Source organism: Pseudomonas syringae (assembly GCF_023278085.1).
Lineage (GTDB): Bacteria > Pseudomonadota > Gammaproteobacteria > Pseudomonadales > Pseudomonadaceae > Aquipseudomonas > Aquipseudomonas syringae_Q.
Genome location: NZ_CP066265.1, coordinates 5,181,885 through 5,204,270, shown reverse-complemented (window position 1 = coordinate 5,204,270; position 22,386 = coordinate 5,181,885). Strand labels below are relative to the sequence as shown.

The 22,386-nt window shown below is 55.3% G+C and carries 14 protein-coding genes; all 14 read right to left on the bottom strand.

Annotated elements, in window-relative coordinates:
• Nucleotide 1: 1 nt before the first annotated feature.
• The 14 genes from I9H07_RS23065 to I9H07_RS23005 all read right to left on the bottom strand — a co-directional run bounded on the left by I9H07_RS23065 (nucleotide 2) and on the right by I9H07_RS23005 (nucleotide 21,948).
• The gene (locus I9H07_RS23065) at nucleotides 2–550 is read right to left on the bottom strand and encodes a hypothetical protein (protein WP_236425759.1); all 549 of its coding nucleotides are present in this window, start codon (nucleotides 548–550) and stop codon (nucleotides 2–4) included.
• A 23-nt stretch (nucleotides 551–573) separates the two neighbouring features.
• Nucleotides 574–900: a hypothetical protein gene (locus I9H07_RS23060; RefSeq protein ID WP_236425760.1), complete on the bottom strand. Its 327-nt coding sequence runs from the start codon at nucleotides 898–900 to the stop codon at nucleotides 574–576.
• A gap of 24 nt (nucleotides 901–924) precedes the next feature.
• The gene (locus I9H07_RS23055) at nucleotides 925–1,185 is read right to left on the bottom strand and encodes a hypothetical protein (protein ID WP_058392712.1); all 261 of its coding nucleotides are present in this window, start codon (nucleotides 1,183–1,185) and stop codon (nucleotides 925–927) included.
• 134 nt (nucleotides 1,186–1,319) lie between these two features.
• Nucleotides 1,320–2,060, bottom strand: coding sequence for a hypothetical protein (locus I9H07_RS23050; protein ID WP_236432661.1), 741 nt, complete (start codon nucleotides 2,058–2,060; stop codon nucleotides 1,320–1,322).
• A 24-nt stretch (nucleotides 2,061–2,084) separates the two neighbouring features.
• Nucleotides 2,085–2,315, bottom strand: coding sequence for a putative toxin (locus tag I9H07_RS25215; protein ID WP_419204911.1), 231 nt, complete (start codon nucleotides 2,313–2,315; stop codon nucleotides 2,085–2,087).
• Between the two features lie 346 nt (nucleotides 2,316–2,661).
• The gene (locus I9H07_RS23045; RefSeq protein WP_058392710.1) at nucleotides 2,662–2,919 is read right to left on the bottom strand and encodes a hypothetical protein; all 258 of its coding nucleotides are present in this window, start codon (nucleotides 2,917–2,919) and stop codon (nucleotides 2,662–2,664) included.
• Between the two features lie 100 nt (nucleotides 2,920–3,019).
• Nucleotides 3,020–3,631: a GAD-like domain-containing protein gene (locus I9H07_RS23040; protein ID WP_058392709.1), complete on the bottom strand. Its 612-nt coding sequence runs from the start codon at nucleotides 3,629–3,631 to the stop codon at nucleotides 3,020–3,022.
• 408 nt (nucleotides 3,632–4,039) lie between these two features.
• Nucleotides 4,040–4,705 (bottom strand): hypothetical protein, encoded by a 666-nt coding sequence (locus I9H07_RS23035; protein ID WP_236426517.1) that lies wholly within the window; start codon nucleotides 4,703–4,705, stop codon nucleotides 4,040–4,042.
• Between the two features lie 308 nt (nucleotides 4,706–5,013).
• The gene (locus I9H07_RS23030; protein ID WP_236433105.1) at nucleotides 5,014–14,250 is read right to left on the bottom strand and encodes a hemagglutinin repeat-containing protein; all 9,237 of its coding nucleotides are present in this window, start codon (nucleotides 14,248–14,250) and stop codon (nucleotides 5,014–5,016) included.
• Between the two features lie 39 nt (nucleotides 14,251–14,289).
• The gene (locus tag I9H07_RS23025) at nucleotides 14,290–14,823 is read right to left on the bottom strand and encodes a toxin-activating lysine-acyltransferase (RefSeq protein ID WP_058392708.1); all 534 of its coding nucleotides are present in this window, start codon (nucleotides 14,821–14,823) and stop codon (nucleotides 14,290–14,292) included.
• A gap of 9 nt (nucleotides 14,824–14,832) precedes the next feature.
• A complete protein-coding gene (locus I9H07_RS23020; protein ID WP_419204734.1) occupies nucleotides 14,833–16,554 on the bottom strand; it encodes a ShlB/FhaC/HecB family hemolysin secretion/activation protein in 1,722 nt (573 codons plus the stop codon).
• 393 nt (nucleotides 16,555–16,947) lie between these two features.
• Nucleotides 16,948–17,679, bottom strand: a complete 732-nt coding sequence (locus I9H07_RS23015; RefSeq protein ID WP_236425617.1) for a hypothetical protein — start codon at nucleotides 17,677–17,679, stop codon at nucleotides 16,948–16,950.
• Nucleotides 17,680–18,266: 587 nt separating this feature from the next.
• Nucleotides 18,267–20,756, bottom strand: coding sequence for a S8 family peptidase (locus tag I9H07_RS23010; RefSeq protein WP_236427141.1), 2,490 nt, complete (start codon nucleotides 20,754–20,756; stop codon nucleotides 18,267–18,269).
• Between the two features lie 16 nt (nucleotides 20,757–20,772).
• Nucleotides 20,773–21,948 carry an AAA family ATPase gene (locus I9H07_RS23005; RefSeq protein ID WP_236427140.1) on the bottom strand — a complete coding sequence of 392 codons (1,176 nt, stop codon included), beginning with the start codon at nucleotides 21,946–21,948 and terminating at the stop codon, nucleotides 20,773–20,775.
• Between the last annotated feature and the right edge of the window lie 438 nt (nucleotides 21,949–22,386).

Sequence of the window (22,386 nt, the reverse complement as noted above, 5' to 3'; positions counted from 1 at the left end):
GCTAAAAATTATCCATAGAGTTACACATCGAAACTTTACCTTTTGGCTTCGGTTCTACAGAGATCCATTGCAGCCCATTGAGTGAAAGCTCAGACAGCTTGAACGAGCAGTCCTCCGACATAGATGCCTGCACCATGTAATCCATACCGGGCCTTGGCACGAAGGTTATTGTTTTGAAGCATTGCCTGGCGTATTGAAGTCGCCCTAGATAATGCAATGCGATTGGTTTGTTCGCCGGAACAACCAGTTCTGATGAGACCGCACCCGCCCAGGAGTAAATCGGGCCGGGCATACGCAAACTTTCGCCATTATGGTCGGGGAAGCCGGACTTTGCCGAGGCCATCACGCCGGCACCCGGCACATTCCAATCCATGCAATCGCGGCCGGGCACCGCGCGTACCAGGCCGTCGGTGACTAAGCGTACGCGCGCGGTTTCGCCCGTTTCGGGTGGTACGTAACTTGTGGACAGCGATCGTATATTTGCCACTTGGCCGCAACCACCAAGCGACGAAAGCACCAGTACGCACGAAATAACAGGCAGCAGTTTCATCAGGCATCGACTCTCAGAGGGCGTTAAGGCTGGCGGCAGTTCTGGTTCATCGACAAATGCGGCGCTGGCTCATACGTCACGCGCTGCAACCCATCGGCACCCTGGAAGATGAAGTATTTGGTGCGGCAAGCCTTGAACATTGGCGAATAACCCTCAGCGCGGAAACCTTGACCGTCAACCTCCTTAGTCACTGCATTGTTGCGGCTCACCACGTCGAGCACCTGATGATAGCTATCGCCCATCTTGACACCTGGTTCACCCGTGATCGCTGCCGAAGATGCACAACCACCCAACGCTGATGTGACCAAGATCAGTGCGCCGCTGTACAGTCCATTGCGTAGATATTTCATTCCTGTTTTCCTTTCAGTGGTTGATTACCGACGACCATCGCAGACCTGTGATTCGCCAATGCGGCCTTCCCTGCAAAGGTCAATCTTATCTTTACGTTTGAAGCCTGCGTCCTTCATGCAATAAAAGCGCGTCAGTTTCACATCGATAGGCGAGCTGTCTCCCACACCATCCAGATTTGTGTAACCACAGCGACGCATAGCGGTATCGATGCCTTCCTGGGACACCCCTTTTTTGTACCACTGGTTGTAATCGCCCGGCGGGGGTTGAAAAGGTCTACAGCCTATAAGATAGGGTGGGGGCTGGAAGGCGACAAAAAAGGATGCAAAAACACCGGCGTTACACCGTTGTCAGATAAAATATTCTATCTAATAACTAACATAGCCAAAATGTTAGATCACTAGAGCTAAGATTATCATACTCATCTAATGGCCGAAACCAAAGGCTCGTGTTGGATGAGGAAGAATTCTTCTCGAAATAACGCTTTGAGTTCGGCGCGCCGTCTGGAAAATAGCGGGAAGTTTTCTAAAACATCTTGGAAGTTTTCTGTAACCCTGACCAAATAGCCATTATTTATTTTTTCAATAGGAAAACCTGCCGCTGCAATTTTATCAGCATCAACGGCTTCTGCAAACTCATCCCCATAAAACATCGCCCAACCAATGTTTGGCACATCCGGCTTCAACGCAGCATTAAATGAGCCTATTTGAAAACTATCATTTTTATGTCTTGGGTCAAGTTCAAGACCAGCAAACTGATGAAGGCAGCCAAGTTGCGGAGAAAATATTTCACACCATTTTTTAAAAAGCAAATACCAGTCCACTTTTTCACTACAGGCAGAGCGAAAATTTAATGAGCCCGGAACTACTTGCCCACGGATATTTTGAGTTTTATGCCGAATATATCCAGTGGATTTAATTGTTTTTTTTCGGCGCCAGGCAAAATCTTCATGGAAGCGAGACATTGAGCCGTTAACCCGCATCTCCCCTTCAGCCCCCCAATAATCCTTACACTCATCTGCACCCACAAATGAATCTACGAACTTATCGGCGTTATGTGATATTTGCTCTGGCAAAATTAGCCCGCCCCACTCATGCAACGAGGCAATAAAATCTTTACCAAGCTTCAAGTCAAAGGTATCAACCTTTGTTCTAATCGACATCTGCGTATACTGTTTCATAACTTGTTAAAACTCTGAAATTACGCCAGTTTTAGGGTCGTATCTGTAAACGTTTCCGCCAGTACTCCGCACGCCTTCAATAAGACTTCTAGACACATTGTTTGTTCTCGGGCTCACAACAAGATTTAAAGGCTGTCCTGTTTCTGTCGCGTGTTGTATTTGCGCACGCAGTTGGTTCGACATTGAGAGATTTTGGACATTTTTAATCTCTAACATCCCGCCAACATTTTTCCCCAGAGATTTGTTTTTTTTCTGATAAATATCATGTTTCTTGTTGTATAATTTTCATCCAATCTTCATAAGTTTCTCGAAGCCGCCTGCTCGTTTTTGAACCGTCAGCTACACCGCACATGAATACGTTGGCAATTCTTATCGGGTTAATAGGTATAGTGTTTTTCCCCAGTATTACGGGTTGGCCGTAATCTGCATTTCTCTTGCCCCCTTTTAATTGTTCCCAATGTAATGCTGGGTTGCTTTTAACAGAAACTTCACCGTACTACATTCCGGCACTCACTGCTAGCGCTAACTCTTCATCCGTTAAACTCTTCCTTTCTGGCGCTTCTTTACTGTCTCTAGAGTCTGCCTAGGTTTCACTTTTTTTGTGGTTTAGGCGGTTTTTCATAATTCTGTTGGCAATCCACTCGCCCAGAGTATCTAAAGAGTTTGGAGTAAAATCTGCACTCCAATCTTCAAATCCAGGTGTCTTCCACACTTCATGGATTAGATCGTCCAGACAATACGGTATGTTGAGCATAAAGGCGTCATAAAATTCGCGCAGCTCCTTTTGCGTCATTAATGCAAATGCTTGGGTGACCGGGTTATAAGCTGTTGTGAATTTCATAACTAGTAGTTTGCTGGTAGGATTTGTGATTTTCGCACTGATATTAAAAGTTGGTTATAAAAATAGCCTGCGAAAAAGCTTTTCACAGGCTATTTCATTTTTATCGCAGCTGGCGAAGAATTGTCAAGTGAACATCCAGATCACATTTTACTACATGATCTATCGATGCTTCTCCACCAACAAATAATGCGGGTACAAAGCCATACAGCTCATGATCTTCGAGTGGACCTAACTTTTTCAGTGCCTGTTCAAAAATAAAATTACCTGCGCCGTCCTCAATGTCAAATCTTTCTTTGTCGAACATGGAAAAAAATGACCTTATTGCCATGCCTGGATCTTTGTTAGGTTTTTGTAGTTTGTTTTTTAATGCCGCAATTGACCCTGTCGGACACGAGATAACTATTTTTTGATTATACTTCTCGCCCCACGCATAAAGAGCACCAAAGCCGCTTCTTGCTATAACGTGGTAGTTATCAAGTTCTTTGATGTCAGTTCCTGTCAGCCACATATCAAGCAGATGCTTGTATTCATCGGGGTTAACGGTCCAGAAAAGTTCATTTGCGTAACAGCACCAACCTTCCTCCTGCCAATATTGTAATAAGGCGTTAGGCAAAATATCCCGATACTTTGAGATTTGCTCATGAGATACTTCGCGACGGCTTTTAGCTTCGCCCGCTTCAGCTATAAATGCTTCGAAATACTGGTCTCTCATTTATTTCGCCCCTCTCAGCAGCTCAAGTCGAACATTCAGCTTAGCGCTTCCGGTGCCAACTCTTCACCCGTTCTTCAAGGGGGATTATAGAGATGCCGTTAGCATAAATTACTCCTTTAACGACATTTCTGACTTAAGGTCAAAGCTTTAACTACTTACGCTTTCAAACTGGACACCACCGTTCTTTAGAAGGACTACTTTCGACTGTGTCCGCGCTACAAACCTCACTTGGAAAAAGATGAGGATTGGGTTTAGCAAAGCATCTCTGGCGAGCCGTTTCACGGCAGCAGGGCCAGCGACAGGGGCAGGTAGATTTGGATTGAACACAACCCCCATTGCTTTGTTTTAATGAGCTTGCTGGATTAGCGGCCAAGTCACTAATTACCGCATCTCACCTCTTGCATCTATTCAACTCTTCAATGCTTGCAAAGACAGCACTTCATCGTACTGTGGCCAGTCTTCCCTTGCGCGTTTGAGCACACCTTGCATCAACTCGTCCAACTCAGGCACTGGCTGCTCGGGCGGCAATTGGTCAAAGGGCGCGGCCATCAGGGGATGATCAATCTGCTGAGGATTGGGCAAGCCTTCCCATTGGCGTAGACGTAGTATATAGAGGATTTCCAACGGGACGCGCTCCATGCGGCAAACCTGATTGAAATCGTAGGAATTCTTTTGGCTGTCTTTGCCAGTTTGCCAGGTGTGGCGGTCACATGCAGCAAGCAGGCAGGGTAACAAGTCGTCGGGGTTGGCGGTGCGCCAGTTGGCCAGTAGGGCTTCATAGGTAGGTTCATCATATGCATAGGCCGGCCACAGGTGCGATACATCTCCCACCCAATCGGCAAACACGCGAAGCATAAAGGCTTGGGCGCGGCGGTGCTGCTCTTCGTACTCGATCACCAACTGATGTTCGCGATTAAGCGCCGCATGAGTGAGATAGCCCTGATGGAGGACGGCATCCTTCCAACCCAGGATCGCCATCGCGGCCATCATGTTGGCACTGGTTTGGATGCTGTAGTTTTGTTGGCGAATATAATTACCGGGACGTTGATCGTACTGGTGTGCCCAAAAGTACAATTGCCAAACACCTACTTGGTAGTAGCGCATCCAATGAGCCAATTCTTGCAACCATTGCGGGTTGTCTGGGGCAGTGGCAAGTACTTTATAAAGTCTAACCCGCGCCATTTGTTCTGGGATGCTATCTGTCGCATTATTTTTATTTGGAACCATCATTGGATCAGTGGGCCTTGCATCCTCCCTCGTGACGTATCTGCGTATCTCATTTACATAAAACGCGTCCTCAACATGCGGCCCTCTGGCGATGCGAGCTAGTACTGATTTGTAGGATGGCCACCCTGGGTTCACACCCACGCGTTCACATTGACTTATTTTTTGGGCCATGATTCCACCTTAATTTCTGCTTGACCTGTTTTACTGGGTGCTGGCAAGCCGATTTTAACGGTAACGCCTTGGACTTTGACTCCATCGCTTCCCAGCGCGGATCTCAAAGCTCCAGCCAACGCAGGATCGGATTCGGTTATCGAATCGTCAGCCAACCACCCTCTCAGTCTTGTAGCCGGATCCCCATGCGGCGTGCGTGCCGCATTCACACCGTTCACCGAAGACTTCGCATCCATTACCACCACGGTAATCGTATCGCCATTGATCGCCACCGCGCAGCCATCGCAGCCGTGGTTGCTACTGTTTTGCAGAGGTTTGAAATTGAGGCCGGTTTTTTCGTTAAGGGTTTGCAGGGCCAGTTGCTCGCCCAACACCCCATCATTTACAAGCGAACCGGTCTTCCAATTGGGAAGGTGCGACAGCGGGATACTTTCAAATGTCTGCCCAAACAGGTCTTCAACCCGGCTGAACTTGGGAGGGTTGATTTCATCAGGGATAACCTGCTCCGGCCCTTTTGCACCATCTACACGTTGAGCATCCCGAAGCTCAGCCTCAGTTTTAGCAAGCTGCCCGAATTTGGAGTTAGCACTTGCCTTCTGGCTACCTGCGACAGCGCCTACAACACTGCTGCGTAAAGCTTCGGCTTTGGCGAGCTTCTCCATTCTAGCCAGATCAGCCATCTTATCAAGTTCTGCGGTGCCCACCTTGATCCCGGCTTTGGCTAGGCCGGCGACGCCTTTTGCAGCGCTGCCCACGCCGGTGACAATGCTACCGACCTGCCAGGCAATCTCTCCAAGCGCCACGCCCAAGTCCTCGGCGTTTTGATCACCGCCTACTTCCAGCGCGTTTGTGATCGTGTCAATCTTCTTGTTTGCATCTGCTAGAAATTCGGCTCTGAATTGCTTCTGAGCTTCCGGATTTGCGATCAGCTCTTTGAGGCCCTTTAATCCTTCAATAGGATTCGCCACGAACTGAGCCAGACCTTCAACATCATTCCAGCCCGATTGCGCCAGCCCTTTACCAACACCGAACTGGGTCAGGACATCTTGCTTGCTGCTGATGAATGCCCACTTTGCAAAAACGGTAAATACTTCAGTACCCTTCGCTTCGGCCAGTTCCTTCTTGTATTGCACAATCTGCTGCGTCGCCAACCAATTGTTATCCACCGCCGCACCCGCCGCTGTATTCGCGGCAGTCGGGTCGATAGAAGCACTGGTCGCTGCCAGCCCCGTTACCAGGCTGACGATCAAATTACGTTTGGCTTCGCGTTGTTCTTCGCTTTCGTCCGGGCTGCTTTGTGAGAACAAACCGGTCAGCAGGCTGGACGCCGCTGCGCCTGCGGCACCGCTGCCGCAGCTTTGGCTGCTGGCGGCGGCGCCCGCGCAGGCGACGATGCCGTGCAGGGCGGCGTGCAGTGGGGAGCCTTCAGTGAGTTCGCCGTCCGCTACCAAGTCGCCGATGTAGCCTGCGCCGCGTTGCTGAACGTAGTTGACTACGAGGCCTTGCACGAAGGCGGCGTTGCCGGCGCTGATGTTGCCGCCAGCTGCGCCGATCAGGGCGGTAGTGATCTGCCGGTAGGTGCCGCCTGCGCCCCAGTTTTCGGAGATGTCATTGGCTTCTGCCGACAGTTGTCTTGCGCTGATCTGCAAGTCCATGCGCTGGGTGTCGGTCAGACCGGCGGTTTTATCGGCTTTTTCCTGCAGCGTTTTGGCTTGTTGCCGCTTGAGGTCCGCTTCCCGCGCCTTGTTGGCGAGGAAGGTGCTGGCTTCGTTGGAGAACGCGGTGACGATCTCGAAACCGGCGCGGACTTCGTCTTCGTCGAAGATCGGCTTGAGCGAGTTGCTGCCGTCGCGGTCACTGGACACGTCGCGGTTAAGGCTGGCGACGGTTTGCTCAGCGGTCTTGCCGGTGCGTTTCTGCTGTTCGGCGTCGTTGGTGATGACGACCGCGCCGCCACTGATACCGCTGCGCGTCACGCTGCTGGCGTTGTCGCTGGCGCTGATGGCAATCGGCATGTTGGCGCCGATCTGGTTCTCGTTTTTCGCCAGCTCGGTGCCGGGGGTGCCCTTGCCGCCGGTCTGGACGTTGCCTTTCTGGTCCTTGCTGATTTCGTTGTAGCCGCCACCGAGGCTGACGGTGTTGGCGTCGTAATCGGCCTTGTTCTTGATGTCGCGGCTGGTGAGGCTGGAGGTGACCAGGCTGTTCTTGCCGTCCTGCACGGCCTTGTCGCTGCTGGCGATCACGGCGCCGACCAGGTCGGTGTTGCCCCGCACGTTGATGTCGAAACCGTCATCACCGGCCTTGATGCCCGATTGCTCGGTGACGCTGGCGTAGTTGGAGTCGATGTTGGTCGCGCCGAAGTTGCCGCTGGCACCACTGATGGTGCTCATGCCGGTGCAGAACGGCGGAATGCACAGGCTGACGCCGAAGCCGAGGCTCTTTTCGTCGACCTTGTAGGTGTTGGTGTCTTGCAGGCTTTCGATATTCAGATCGCCGCCGACGTCGGCGATGACCTTCTTGCCACTCGCCACCGCACCCTTGATCTGGGTGTCGCCGCCAGAGGCCAGCAGTAACTGATTGCCAGCCTCCACTTTGGTGTTGGTATGGGTCAGCTCGTCACCGTCAGCCTGGCCCTTATTGCCGGTGACGCCCAAGTCCAGGGTAAAGCCGTTTTTGGTGCCGCCCAACGAGAAGCCGATGCCGACGCTGGCGCTGCTGCCTTTGCTGTCGGTGTTTTGCTGGCTGGTGTTATTGGCGGCGAGCAGGTTGATGTCGCCGTCGGCCATCAGGCTGGCGTCACGTCCGGCTTTGATCTGACTGCCTTGTACCGTGATGTCGCTGTCTGCACCTGCGCCGGTCGCGCGCAGGCGCACGTCCTGCCCGGCGGTGATGGTCGAGCCGGCGGCGCTGTCGCTGGTCTGGGTGGTTTTGCTTTCGTTTTTCTTGGTGCCCAGCGACAGGCTGATGTTGAGACCGCCCGCCATGTCGGGGTTCATTGCCACTGCCGTGGCGGCGTTGTTACCGCCCAGCAGGACCGTAGCGGCTGCCAGCGCTTTCATGCGCCCGTCGTCGGTTTTCTCCGACGCCTGCTTCATCTGCTGGGTGGTCTGAATGGCGCTGATCACCGGGTTGGTGACGGTCAGGGTGAAGCCGGTCTGTTTGAACAGGGTTTCACGCTCGCGCTTGCTGGTGTTGCGGGCTTCGACGACATCGATGGTTTGCCCGGTGATGTCGACGCTGCCTTCTGGCGCGCTCACCTGGCTGCCCACCTGGCGATAGCCTTTGCCCGCTTCCATCAGCACATCGCCCTTGGTCGAGCCCACGGTACTCGCCGCTGCGGTCTGGCTGGTGGTGAGGTCCTTGACCGTTTGCTGTTGGGTGCCGAGTGTGACCGCGATGCCGCCGCCGCTGAACAGGCCGCTTTTCTTGACTGACTTGTCGTGACGTTCGCTGCTGCTCTCGGTCGCCGCTTCGATGTTGATGTTGTTGTCAGCCGCCAGAACGGTCTGGTTAGTGGACACCACGTTGCTGCCGCTGACGTTGATGTCGCGACCGGCCTGCACATAGGTTTTCTCGGCACTCAGCGTCGAGCCTTGCGCCTGGGTCTGGTTGACGGTGTCGCGTGTGGTGGTGGTCTTGCTGGAGAACAGGCCGTTGCTGCCTTTGAATTTATGCGCTTCATCGGCGAACTGGGTGTTTTGCGCAGCGGTCAGGTTCACGTCGCGCCCGGCGTCGGCGATGATTGCACCTTGCTGGCTGGTGACGCTCGCGCCCCGGGCATTGAGGTCCTGCCCGGCACTGAGGCGCACGTCGCCCTGGCCTTGAATGGTTGAGCCGACTTCGGTCTGGCTGGCGTCCTTGCGCCAGTTGCTGCCGTTCCAGTTGACCGATTGCTGATGGGCTTCGCCGACGGTCGTCAGGTTGATGTTGTTGCCTGCTTGCAGCGAGGTGCTGCCGCCAGTGCCTGCGTTGACCACCTGAGCGCCGGTCAGGTTGAGGTCTTTGCCCGCGTTGACGCCCATGGTGCCGCCAGCGCCGCTGACGAACAGGCCGGCCACGCGTGACAGGTTGGTGCGGGTGCCTTGGGCACTGCTGCTGTCGCGACTGCTGGACACAACGTTAACGTTTTGCCCGGCGTTGATGGCGAGGCTGTCTGTTGCGCCGATCAGGCCGCCGAGGTTGTCGAGGTTTTCCCGTGCCGTCAGCGAGACCTTGTCGGCCTGAATGCGGCCGCCGAGGTTTTCGATGTTCTGCGCGGTAATCGCCATCACGCTGCGCCCGGCCAGGCTGCCGCTGTTGACCAGGTCACCGGCGATGTTCAGATTCAGGCGTTGCCCGGCAATCAGCGAGCCAGAGCCGTTAAGGTCGCTTTCCTGCACACGCACGTAAACCTGCGGCACCAGCACGTTGCGGGTTTCGCCGCTGGCGAGGGTGACTTTTTTCTGTACCAGCCAGACGATATCGCTGGTCAGTTGCGCCATCTGCTCGGGGGACAGCTCGACGCCCGGCACCAGTTGCCATTGATTGGCAAGGGTGACGGCATTGTCGATCAGCGCCCGGTACTGCGCTTCGTCATTCGCATAGCCATCGAGGAAGCGTCGACCGGTAAGTTGCGCGACCTGTTCGCGAATCAGTTTTTGCTCATAGAAGCCATCGCCGAGACGCTGCTGGGTCAGGGCCGGGTCGACTTGCAGGCGCTCCAGCATGTAATCCGAAGACAGCCAGGTGCGATAGCTGGCGAAACGCGGGTCGGTTTCGATCAGGTAATTGCTGGTGGTTTGCGGGTTGGTGGTGAACAGGCTGTTGTTCGGCAGTTCGAGGGACGGACCGCCGGTGCGAATCTGCTCGGCCACACCTTGTGCGTTCTGAGAGGTCTGCGCGGCGACCTGAACGATCGGCGCGACCTGAAAGGTGCGCGCAACCGGAGCGCTGAAGGTACCGGTGGAGGCGATTTGCTGGCCGACGGCCTGAGTGCCGCGCGCGCTGATTTGTGTGCCGGTGCCGCTGACGACCGAGTTCTGCGCGAAGACGGTCGGTTGCAGGGAGATTTCCTGAATCAACGGGGCAGGGGTGTAGGCGGCGGTGTTCGACCCCTGCCGGTCACGGCCCTTGCGCTGCATACGGTAAAAGTTGGTTACGGTGCCGCTGTCGGTTGTCGTGCGCTCGCCCGACAGTTCGGTGTTGGTCAGGCTGGTCACGTCCGCCTGCAACAGCCCGCCGGCGATGATGCGACTCTTGTCGTTGAGCACGTCGCCCGCGCTGATCTGCATGGTCCCGCCAGACAGGATCTGGGCCGGTGCCGAGGTGGCGATCTGGGTTTCGTTCACCACGCGGGTGTAGTCGTAGCGATTCCAGTTGTCGCGCTGGCCTTCAGGGGTGACCAGGTAATTCACCTCGTCATTGCGCAGCGAGATTTCGTTGGCCTGATAGCGATTGGTCGAGCCAGTAAGCTGGAATTCCTGTTCCGGTGTGCGGCTGACTTCCACGTCGCGGGTGCTGAAATGTTCGTTGGTGTTGCGCACGCTTTGTACGTTCAGCGACAGGTTGCCGAGCGCTTCGACGGTTGCACTGGCGTTAGTCAGTAACTGAGCACGATCCTGAGCCGTGTCGAGGGCGCTGAGGGCGCCGCCGATGGCGAGATCGCCGGCACTGAAGATCAGCGATTCCTCACGGTTGTTCAGGGTGCCGGTGCCGATGTTCAGCGACTCACGGGCCGCAATGGTCGCCGCGATGCCGTTTTCATCGAGGTTATTCAAGGTGCTGGTGGCAATCGCCAGTTGATCGCCATACAGGCGGGCGGTGCCCAGGTTATTGAGGGTTGTGGCCTGCACGCGCACTTGCTGGCCATCGATCAGGCCACGGTTGGTCAGCGTGTCAGCGACGTTAAGGCGAACCTGGCCTGCGCTGATTTCGGCGTTGGCGCTGTTGTCGAGCGTCTGTGCGCTGACCAGCAGCGCCTTGCCCGCCAGTAAACGCCCGGTGTTGTTGAGCGCCCCGGCGGTGCTCAGATCAACGTTGTTGTTGGCCTGAATCTGCCCGCTCAAATCAAGGCCGTTCTGCAACCTGAAGTTGATGTCACCCAGGCTCAGCGCCCGGCCCGTGCCGCTGTAATACGCCGCATTCAGCGACAGCAGCTTGCCCGCAATCAGCGTACCGTCGAGGTTGTTTATGGACTGGCGACGCTGTGCCGTATCGCGGTCGCTGATGGTCAGGTCGCCGGTCGAAGAGATCAGCCCGCTCTGGTTATTCAGCGTCTGGCTCACGCCCAGCAACAGACCTTCATCGGTGCGTAAGGCACCGCTCTGGTTGTTGAGGGTGTTGACCGCCAGGTTCATGCTGCGACCTTCAAGGCCTTGGTTGGTGCCCTGGGTGGCGCTGTTGTCGAGCACGTCAGTGCTCAGGCTCAACGCGCCCGCACTGCGTACCAGACCGCCCTGATTGTTGAGGGTCTGACCCAGCACCAGCTCGACGTCGCCGAGGCTTTGCAATTGGCCGCCACGGTTGTCCAGTCGAGCGCCTTCAATATGTACGGTTTTCTCACCAATGATCTGGCCACCGTCGGTGTTGGCCACGTCGCTGGCGTTGAGCAACAGGTTGCCCTTGGCGCTCAAAAAGCCTGCGCTGTTGTTGAGGCTGGCGCTACGGATTTCCACCGCATCCTGGCCGCTGATGCCTTTGGTGGTGCCGGATTGCAGGTTGTTCAGCGCCTGGCTGCCGGTGTCGATGGACAGCTTGCCTGCGGACTGAATCAAGCCCGCCGCGTTACGCAACTCGCCGCTGCGCAGGTCGAGGGTGGCGCGGGCGTCGAGTGTGCCGTCGCTGTTGTCGGCCAGAGCGCCGTTGCTGTTGAGGTCCAGTGCCTGACCGCTGATCACACCACTGCGGTTATCCAGGCCCTGAGCCGTAACGGCGATGTCACCTTGGGCTTCCAACCTCCCGCCGTTGTTGTTCAGCGCGCCATTGCTCACGTTGACCGACAGGCCGGACTGCACCGAGCCGAGTACGCCATTGGTGTTGTTGAACTGCCCGGCGATGATCGCCATGCGTTGGGTCGACGCCAGCGTGCCGCCGATGTTGTTCAACTGGCTGAACTGCGCTTGCAGCTCGCCACCAGCGCTGACCGTGCCCTGGGTATTCTCCAGACGCGCGCCGTTCAGTTGCGCGGTGCCGCCGGCCGCCAGCGTGCCGCCGCTGTTGTCGATCAGATCACCCGCAGTGACCGTCAGCAGGCCGCCGTCGGTGGCGATGACTTTGCCGCTCTGGTTATTCAGCGTGCCGACGTTGAGCGCCACAGCGCCCGGGCTGCTGACCTGACCGTTCTGATTGTCGAATTGCTGGCTGGCGTTGATCTGCAAAGGCTGAGAGCCGGTTTGCAGAATACGCCCGCGCTGGTTGGACAGATTGGTGGTGTCGAGGGTGATCTGCCGGCCTTGGGTCAGGCCATCATCGACCACCACATCGGCAGCCTTGATCGACAGCGCGCCATTGCTGGCAATGCTGCCTGTGTTGCCATCGAGCCGGTTGGCCTGGATATTCAGTGAGCCTTGGCCGGCATGTTCAATGGTGCCGCCGCTGTTGTCGACGCGGTTGGCGCTGAGTCGGGCGTTGTTGGCGTTTGAGGCAATGCGCCCGCTGCGGTTGTCGAGGGTCGCGCTGGCGTTGATCGCGGTGTCGGCGACGCCGGTCTGAATCAGCTCGCCGCCGACGTTGGACAGGTCGCTGGCGTTCAGTTGCAGGTTGTCGGCGTTGACGCTGGCGCTGTCGGTGCGCAGGGTTTTCGTCGCGCTGGCCGCGAGGGTCTGGCTGGCATCGACCTTGCTGCCGCTGAGGTTGGCGTCGCCGTTGTTGGCGGTCAGGGTGACATTATGACCTTGAGTCTGGCTGCCGCTAAGGTCCAGGTCATCGGCCTGAATGCTGAGATCGCCTGCCGCAAGGTTCTGCCCCTCGGCCTTGACGCTGGTGGCGCGCACCGTAAGGTTGCCGCTGCTGCCCAGTTTGCCGTCCACGCCTGCGCCCGCTGCCAGGCTGGAGCCTTTGGTGCTGCGAATCGCCTTGGCGTTGATGCTGGTTTGATTCTGGCTGGCGATGGTGCCGCTGTTGTCGATATCGCCGGAGCTGGCCAGATTCAAATCGCTTTTGGCGTACAGCGAGCCACTGTTGTCGACGCTGGTGGCGTTGATGCGGGTCGCCGTTGCGCTGCTGATCGCGCCCTGGTTTTGCAATTTACCATCGGCGCTGATGACCACTTCACCGGCCATGGCCCCGATCTGCCCGGCGTTGCGCATGCCGACACCCGATTCAGTGCCCACCAGCATGATCTTCCCGGCGTACATGCCGCCCAGTTGCGCCACGTCGATGGCCACGGCGGGCTTGTCGCCATCGGCCCCGGTCTGAGGCGTGGCCTGGGTGTTGTCGGCGTTGACCTGGTTGCGTCCGGCGGTCACCTTCAGGTCGTTCGCCCAGATCCCCGCATTGACCTGCACGGTGCGGGCAATCAGGTCGGTGTAGTCGGCGTCGCGAGTATCAAGGCCTTTGCCCTGAATAGTGATCGCGCCGCTGTTCACGGTGTAACCGGTGATGGCGCCGTTTTCCAGTTGCGCCTGGCCGGTACTCAGGGTCGCGCGGTTGGCATTGATGAAACCGCAGCCGTCACAGGTGATGCCGGCGGGGTTGGCGATCACCACCTGGGCACGCTGACCCGCGACTTCGACGTAGCCCTGTAACTGGCTGGGGTTGCTGGCGTTGACTTCGTTGAGGATGACCCGCGCGTTGCCTTTGGCCATCGCCGCGTTGCCCTCGATCCAGCCACCCAGCTGCGTCTGGCTGTTGGCGCTGCTGTTATTGAGGATCACGCCACGTTTGTCGACATCGAACTGGTTGTAAGTGTTGCGCGACACCCCGGCAGCGCTCGGTGCCTGAATATTCACCTGCGGCGTACCGTTGGCGCTTTCGATCACCGTCGGACGCTGGCCCGCTGCGGCAGAAGGATCCGCCACAATGGTGCCCGCCGCCCACGCCGGTACGACGCTCAAGGACACCAGCCCGATCGCGGTCATCAACGCAAAACGCAGCGGCCCCAGCGTCGCGGTGCAGCCAGGTGCGACGGCCGTGCGGCTGGCACGGGTGCCCGGTGCCTTGACCTGGCTGGCGACGTTCTCCGCCACCACCATCAACAGCCCGCGTGCCTTGTTGAAAACGATTCGGTACAGGTGCTTGTTCATAGCAATTCCATCTGCGGAGCCAGCCCGCGAAACCAGCGTTTATAAGGGGTTAGGTGACGGTGCGGTGGCGACCGGATGAGCCGCAAACCAGGCCTTGGCCTGTTCAGGGATCACACCGATGCCCTGGAATGTCTTGATCCGCAGGCCGCGCTCTTCACCGCGGTGATAAAGCGCACGCCCACATTTGTTGGCGAACAACTGGCGGTGCAGCACGCGTGACAGCGCTGCGCTGTGCCCGAACGGTGCTACCCAGTCGTTGAGCCAGATTCGCTCGCCGCTGTGCCAGTCGGCTTCGCTCAGTGTCAGCGGCGACTGCTGCAGGTAGCGCTGCTCGGCGGCTTCGTCGAGGTTGAGCCAGGACAGGTAGCACACCGGTTTGCCGTTTTCGCTGCCGAGCACGAACTGACGATGCTTGAGCGCAGGCAGCAGCAGTGTCGGCAGGGCATGCAGCGGCGCATCGCGATGCGCTTTGGAATGCATCCACAGCCAGGTGACCGAGCCGAGCACTGTTGCCTCGTTCCACGGCTCGTCGATCAGGCCGGGTGCAGTGATGTCTAGCGTTTCGAAGCGCATGGCATGACCTCAGAAGGACCAGATGACGGTAAAGGCGCTGGTCACGTTGGCGGTCTCGAAGCCATCCGGCTTCTTGAGCGGCGTGCCCACCGACCAGTCATAAGACAGCCCCTTGTAACCGCCGCGCACACCGACCACGGCACCGGCCAGACGCTTGCCGATCAGAAACTCGCTGGCCTGACCGCTGACTTCGCCGTAATCGACACCGGTGTACAGCTCCTGACCTGTCTGCCCCAGCGCAAGGCCGATTTCGTTACGCAGTGTCCAGCCGCGATCCGCAGACAGGATGTTTTCCCCGTCGAACCCGCGCACGCTGTAGCGCCCGCCAATCGAGAAGCGGTCCTGCGGCACCAACGGTGTCCGGTTCCACTGCGAACGCCAGCCGCCGATGTAGCGCAGTCGCTGGTCGCTGAGGGTGAACGGCACTTGCAACTGCGCGTCGGCGGTGATGATCTGCGAGCGCGACGTGCCTGCGCCAGACGGTTCTTCAGGGGCCTGCAACGAGTCATGGGCGCCGGTACCGCGACGATAGGCGACGCCGAGATCGAGAATCGACGCGCCGATGAATTCGCGATGATCGAGACCGAACTGCCAGCCCGCCATGCGCCGGTCCTGGTTGCCGATTTCGGTGTCATCGATGAAGTTTTCCGAAGACCTTGTCCACAGGCCGCCCCATGCCGTGGTCTTGCGCACCGCATCGCGGTACAGCAGGCGCGACAGTCGCAGGTCGTTGTTGCGGCTCTCGCCACGATACTCATACGTCTGGGTGGCACCCGCGACGGACTGCTCGTAGTTGTACTCACTGGTGGTGAATGCCAACTGCCAGTAACCGAACGGCAGAGAATAGTGGAAGGTATTGCCATCCGAGCCACGTCGCCCGGACTCGCCGCCGCCCAGGTCGTGGTTGAAGCTGGCGTAGAACAGATCGTTGAGCGACAGCAGGTTGTCCAGCGACAGCGACACGTTGCCCTGATATTTGCCGGTGGTCTTGCTGCCCGAGTTATCCACAGACAGGCTCACGCGGGCCGGAAGCTGCTGGCTCCACTTGATCACGACGTCACTTTCGCCAGGTTTGGCATCCGCTGCCCGGGCAGGCGTAATCTGGATATCGGCTTCGGCCGTAGGCACACGCTTGAAGTTTTCCAGCGCCTGCTCGATGTCGCGCAGGTTGAGCAGATCACCGGGGTTGGCGGGCATCGCATTCCACAGGTTGGCGCGACGGCTGGTGCCTTCCGCAAAACGAATCTCGCGAATACGCCCCGGCACGATGGTCAGCACCAGAATTCCGCTGTTCAAATCCTGAGCTTCGGCGAGAACACGAGTGGTGACGTAGCCTGCCTCGATGATCGCATTCTGCATGCGCTTCATCGTCATGTTGATGCCCGCGCCACCCAGGCAGCGGCCGACGGCAGGATCATCCTTGGGGTTGGCCGCCTTCAGTGCCCACTGAAACTTCTCGGAGGCCTCGCCAATCAGGCGAATGTCATTAATGGCAAAGCAGGGCGCTTCTTTTGCAGGGAGGCGAGAGCCGCCTTCGTCCAGCGTGGGGGCCTGAAGCCGCACATCGGGCCGCGATTCCAGTTGATCACGCAGCGCTCGTTCACGCTCCTGCTGGCGCAGTAACTCCTCTTCAGGCCCGGCCGCCTGAGCCGCCGCAGCGACAAAGAGCGTCCACACTGCCAGCGCCGCCAGCGCGAAGTATTTGGCATTCAATGACGACAAGCGGGTCATCTCCACGAAACGTTGAGCGGGGCCTGGCTTGAGCAATGGGCAGCGTGCATCCGGGTGCATTTCACATCCTTGTGGACAGAATCAGAGGCGCAATAAGTGCACCGCCTGGAACGGCAGTGGCACGGAAGAAATAGAAAAAAGGTAAGCATTCGACGCGCAGAAAAAGAAATTTCCTACATTGCGTCGGAAAGTTCAGATAGCGGCGTAAGCCAAAAGTTTCGTAATGGGTAAGCTACTTGATACAAAGTTCAAAAAATGTGACAACTTTCACACAGCCGGTCGATGACAGGAAACGTCCAGAGCCTCGGAACAGAGCGCTGAACGTCCAGAAACGCCGATATTACGGGAGCGGGCGGCCTGTAAATCCGCAGGCCGCCCGCTCATCGCCCGCAATCAGCCCGCAGCCTTCTCCGCCGCACGCGCAGCCAGCATGGCCGCCTCCGTTTCCTGAGTGTGCAGCACACCCTTGTAGGCCAGTTGATTGAAGAACATGCCATCGACTTGTTCTTTCGAAGGTGTCGACGTCTTGGGAATAAACAACGCGCCCAGATCCAGCGAGCTGGCGAAGTTCTCTTTGGTCAGGTTGTAACGACCCAGATAACTGCCGCTCCAGGGCGAATCGGAATCGACCAGATCAATGGCCGTCTCCCGATAAGTGGCCGCTGCGGCTTTCAGCCCGCTCGACGCGTTCAACAGCGTGTTCAACTGCTTGGTGTCCGCATCGCTCAACTCGCCAGCACTGTTGGTCGCCTTCAAGTTGCCGTTCGCCTCAATCGTGAAACCAAACTTCTTGCTGGCCAGGTCGGGGTAGACCGACGCCAGCGTCGATTTGAACGCGTCATACGAAGTCTTCAACGCCTCCGTCGAAGACGTGTGCTGCGCCACCATTTTCGGGAAGTCAGGCGACTGCGAGCGGCCTACCCAGGTATCGATAGCCACCATCGGCTCCGTCGTGGCAGGCACTTCGGTACTGGGGTGGTAAACCACTGCCGGCGTGTTGGCGGCAGCGTTCTTCAGCGCTTCTTTTTGCGCATCGGTGAGCGGCTTCGGAGTGAGCGTCACGCCAGAGTTGGGCAGGGTGATGGTGGGAGAGGTGTTGTTGCCGGGGGTGAGTGAGATAACCATTTCATCGATCCATGATTGCGGGGTGTAAGGAGGGTATCGACGGGGGTGGGGGAGCTTTAGGGGTAGCTTGAGGGTGATGAAGGTTTGCATGCCGGGATAAGGGAGTGGTTTGGCGTAATGGGTAGAGCGGACGGCCTGGCAGACCATAATCGATATTCATCCCAAGTCATCCCGAGACACTCGTGCAGCCCCATTCCTGCGTCTTCACGCCCTTGGTGTCTTCCACGAACCAGTCGATCTCATCTTTCAGCAAATCACCATTGAGGCAGAGCTCGAAAAATTCAGCCTTCCGTCTCCGCAATGCAGATGTGCTTTCAATCCGATTTTAAGCCAATAACGAAAAAAACCGCCAGAAGGTGGATTTTTGGAGATTTTTAAAGGCGGCAACAGCCACCTTGAAACATTGTAGGGGGCGGCACCAGGAATCGAAAAGCCGTGTAACCATATGTAAATAAATACCTTTCTGTTGAGCTTAATTATGTTTTATCCCCAAATCTACCCTTTTCCGGGGAGTGAAAGCGCTGTGCTCTCTTTCATTCAGCATCAGACTGAAAGAGAGCACAGAGCTAGATTGACCTCGGAGTGATTTACACTTTGGGTGTTACACGAGCAGCAGTGTGAATGTCCGCTATTTTTGCACCAGATAGCTGCAAGCTATTACGCATCTCTTGAAAAATAGGCTTGGACCTACTCGGGTCTGAAATGGTGAGCAAAATCGAAAATGGAACGCCTTCAGGAGGCAGGATTTCACCCGAGCGCGTAAGATAGTTAATCATCAATCTCCAGTTGGAGCTCTTGCCTCTCCCTTTCGGCATGCTTGTGCCGAACACTTTAACCGGGGACCACTTGAATTTGTGCTCGATGAGTTCGGCCTCGGTAACTTTGTCATCTTTGCTGAAAAAAACATAAGTTGGTTCCAAGCCGCTTTTGAATCCACCGTTCGGTTGTTCCTGCTGAAGAGCGGCTTCAATGTTGACTCTTACAAACTCCGCACCATATTTATGATCCAGCGGCGGGGACGACACCAATGTCAATTTTACATCACCCTGGCATTTTCCTCCGGGCTGCACGAGTGAGTTTGGCCAAGCAAATTTGAACTCCAAAGCCTTCCCTGGTATTAGTCGACTCGAAAACAGCAGAGTGATCTCATGGTCACCATTTAACATAGCATCCGACGCCGCAGGAGGCTTGCCAAATCCAACTAGTTGTTGAGCAGCACCTTGGAATTCTTTTTTTCTCAAAGTGTCGGAGATTCTTGAGTTGTGAATGGCCAGCGCTGTGAGAGTCTCCCGCGACACATCCCCTTCGATGCTAGACTCTAAACTCGCTAGCATTTTTGCTGCCAGAGGGGCGGCATAACTGGTGCCGCATCCAGTGATCACGTCACCGCTGGGCATAACTGAGGCTAAACCGTGCCCTGCAGTCGGGCATATGGATCCTGAACCCCCGTAGTGACTGATGTCAGGCTTTACTCCTGTCCTAAGACCTGGCCCTCTTCGACTATATCGGGCTGGCATGTCGACGATACTGCCGGAATGATTGCCCGGGTTGAGTGCTGCCACGGAGATATTCCTAATGGACTCCGCCGGAACATAAATTTGATCATTACGGAACGATGCTAGAATGGCGGCGGCTTTAGTGTGATCAGCTGGCCATTCAGGTCGCATTGTAGACGCAGTTAAATTACCTGCAGAGATCACGAAAATTACATCGTAATCATCAGCTATTTGATCGAGTCGTTGTGCATCCAAGCTATAGCGCTCTAAATGCACAGGACTTACAGCATTCAAGCTGATGTTGAAAATTCTTACTCCGTGGTCCTCTACGCAGACGCGTACTGCTTCTTCAATTTCGTCAAAAAAATCACTTGTCCCATTGGGGTAGTATTGCGTGAAAACGCCCGGAATTGCGGAGTTGGGAAAGACGTCTATGTCTACAAGCATGCATCCGTCCGGATCGATCTCCATGTTTGGGTTAAGCTGTTTCCCGTTGACCAAAAGACCGCCAATAAACGTGCCATGATCATGCTGTTGGTGAGTAGGGTCGAGAATACCCCAGCGCTTCACTATCCAGTCATCAAGTTTAGTAGACACTCCGCCGTCAATAATGCCGACTTTTGGGTAATTCTGACCAGGGTTGGGCGGTAAGAAAGAGTGTTTCCCAGTATGAAGAGTGGTAGTAGATGGTGAAGTTATTAGTAGATTAGGTAGGTGTACACGTTTCACTAGCGGATGTGATTCTAAAACTTTCAGTAACTTCTTGTGGATATCGGGGTTCTTGCTGTATTCGATATGCTGATCGATAGTTTTTTGTTCGCGTGCCCGATTAAATTTTGTTGTGGACGAACCATTGGTGACTTTTATTTCAATAACAGTGTCGTCACGTGTAAAGCGTTTCGGGATGCTTACAATAATACCGGGTGGGAGTTCTCGTAGCTCGTTGAGAAGACTCTGGCTGAGAGTGTCGCTCAAAAAACCCTCGCTGCTAGTCAGTTTTCTGAAAAGTTCAACATGATAGACGTGCCCGCTTCTGGGGTCTGACAACCATTCTATCGCTACAGGGATTTCAAAATTACGTCTATCACTTTTTTCCCATGTATCTATTTTTCCGATAGCACTGACTTCGCACCTATAACGCGTTGGAGCATCTTCCAAGAGGTTTGTTTTATTATTAACTTTCTGTCTTACAGTCAATTCCGCTTTTTCGATAGCACTCTGAACCCATTTAAGTGACTGCTCGTTGACCTCACAAATCAATTCGCCCAAGCCGTCAACACCGACCTCAGGTGCTTTGTCACTTCTAAAAATAGCAGTGGTCGGACGGTGCGATTTAGCTAATGCGTCCGGCCTCATCGAGACTTTTATGAACGCTGAAGAACCATACTTTTCTATTCTTGTACGCTCTAATATCTGGGCACTGATCAATGCTAGCTGTTGCTGTAGACTCTTCTTGTGGGTGGCAAACGCACCGCTCTCACCTTCGAAAAAGTCAGTTCCGGCGCTGTTAGGTCGCTTGGTTTCCCTATCTTTTCGATATCCATCGGCATTCAGAATAACTTGAATTGGTGCGTTCGCCATTTTTAAATTCCTTTTATTACGCTGCTTTCAGCCAGCGTCCAATAGTCGTTTTGTCTTTATTTAAGAGGTGGCCGATATCGACTCTCGAAAAGGAAAGTTCATGTTTAGCAGCCAAAGCCATCGCAATTTGGGGTGGCTCAAGCATTATTAGATCATGTGCTTCTTTGCGGACTTTATCTCCACTTACAGTGAGTAGATACTGAAAAGCAGGGAAAATGTTCTCGGGCTCATCACCTGTAATAGCACGGTATTTTTTATATCCGTTTACAAATACTTCTATCTCTGCCCCTGAAAACCCCTCAGTAACCCAAGCAAGCAGTTTCTTTGCTCGTTCATCCAAATCAAGTGGGTGAAGGTATTTTTCAGCAATTTTCGTCCGGCCCTCAAAGTTTGGCTTGGGAATCCTTAGCTGCAGTTCGAATCTCCTCCATATCGCAGGATCCAAGAGTTGTTCATGGTTAGTGATCGCGATGGTGATTCCAGCCAATCTTCTCGAGTCAATATTTTGCAAAAGGGCGTTCACCACGCGTTTTATTTCACCTACCTCATTAGGGTCATCCCGAACCTTCGCTACTGCGTCGAATTCGTCGAGGATAAGGACGCACTTATAGCGATTGGCAAACGAAAATAGAGCCCCAACGTTTCTCGCTGTCGTTCCTAAAAATGAAGAAATCAAACCGTCTAGCCGGGCAATCACTACTGGTAAATTGAGCTGCTTAGCAAGCCAGATGGCAAGACTGGTTTTGCCGGTCCCTGGCACGCCGTAGATTAAGCAAGATTTGGCGGGCTCCACACCAAACTTCAGCAGCTCCTCTGACATGTTCCACTCCGACAGCAGAGCTTTTGCCGCCACCGTGACTCTAGTGTCTAGTAACGGCATTTCGCTACTAAGCTGCTCGGGGAAATAGATATCTGCAAGCGGTGAGGCTGTTTCCCGGTCAACAGGTACCGGGGTGTTCTTGGTGAGCTCCTCACCTAAAACCAATGCTTGCCTGGATTGAGTCAGCTTGCTCGGTACCATTTCTGTTGCTTTGGCAGAGTTCGCCAGAATCTTTCCCAGGCTTTGTGCCTGTCTTGTTTCTCCTGCCTCAGACAGTGCCTCCTTTAGGCGTTCCACTTGGTTGCGAACCGCTACGCCCCCAGTGGGCAGCGCAGATCGAGTCAGCGCCTGAATAATTTGAAAATGGTCCATTTTGAGCCTCTGAGCATATATAGAAAGCGAAAAAAATCGATTTCAGTGCAAAAAATACCATCATCGGCGCGTTAAATATACGCTATGTGGCATTTTTTGCGCATTGTGGTGCTTTTTTTGTCTGGCGATTGCACCTAGTCAATTCTACAAATGTCAAGGAGGTATGAAGCCCGCTTAGGGGGCGCTCGGGGAATCCTTTGCATCCGGAGGCCCTGTCCCTGTGCGCGTTCCCTAGCCACCTCACCTATTGGCTAACTGAGGGCTTTTTTTGGCACTTCTGCACCTGGCTGAGCGCGGCTTCGGCTGGGGATCTGCGCCTAGCACTTTGAACTGCCAGGGCTTTCCTAAGCGAAGAGTGAGCAAGCAGATTGTCAGCCGATAGTAGTAGCGCGTTGACACGGCGCGCTGGTTCACGTGGTGATCTAGAAACCATGCGAG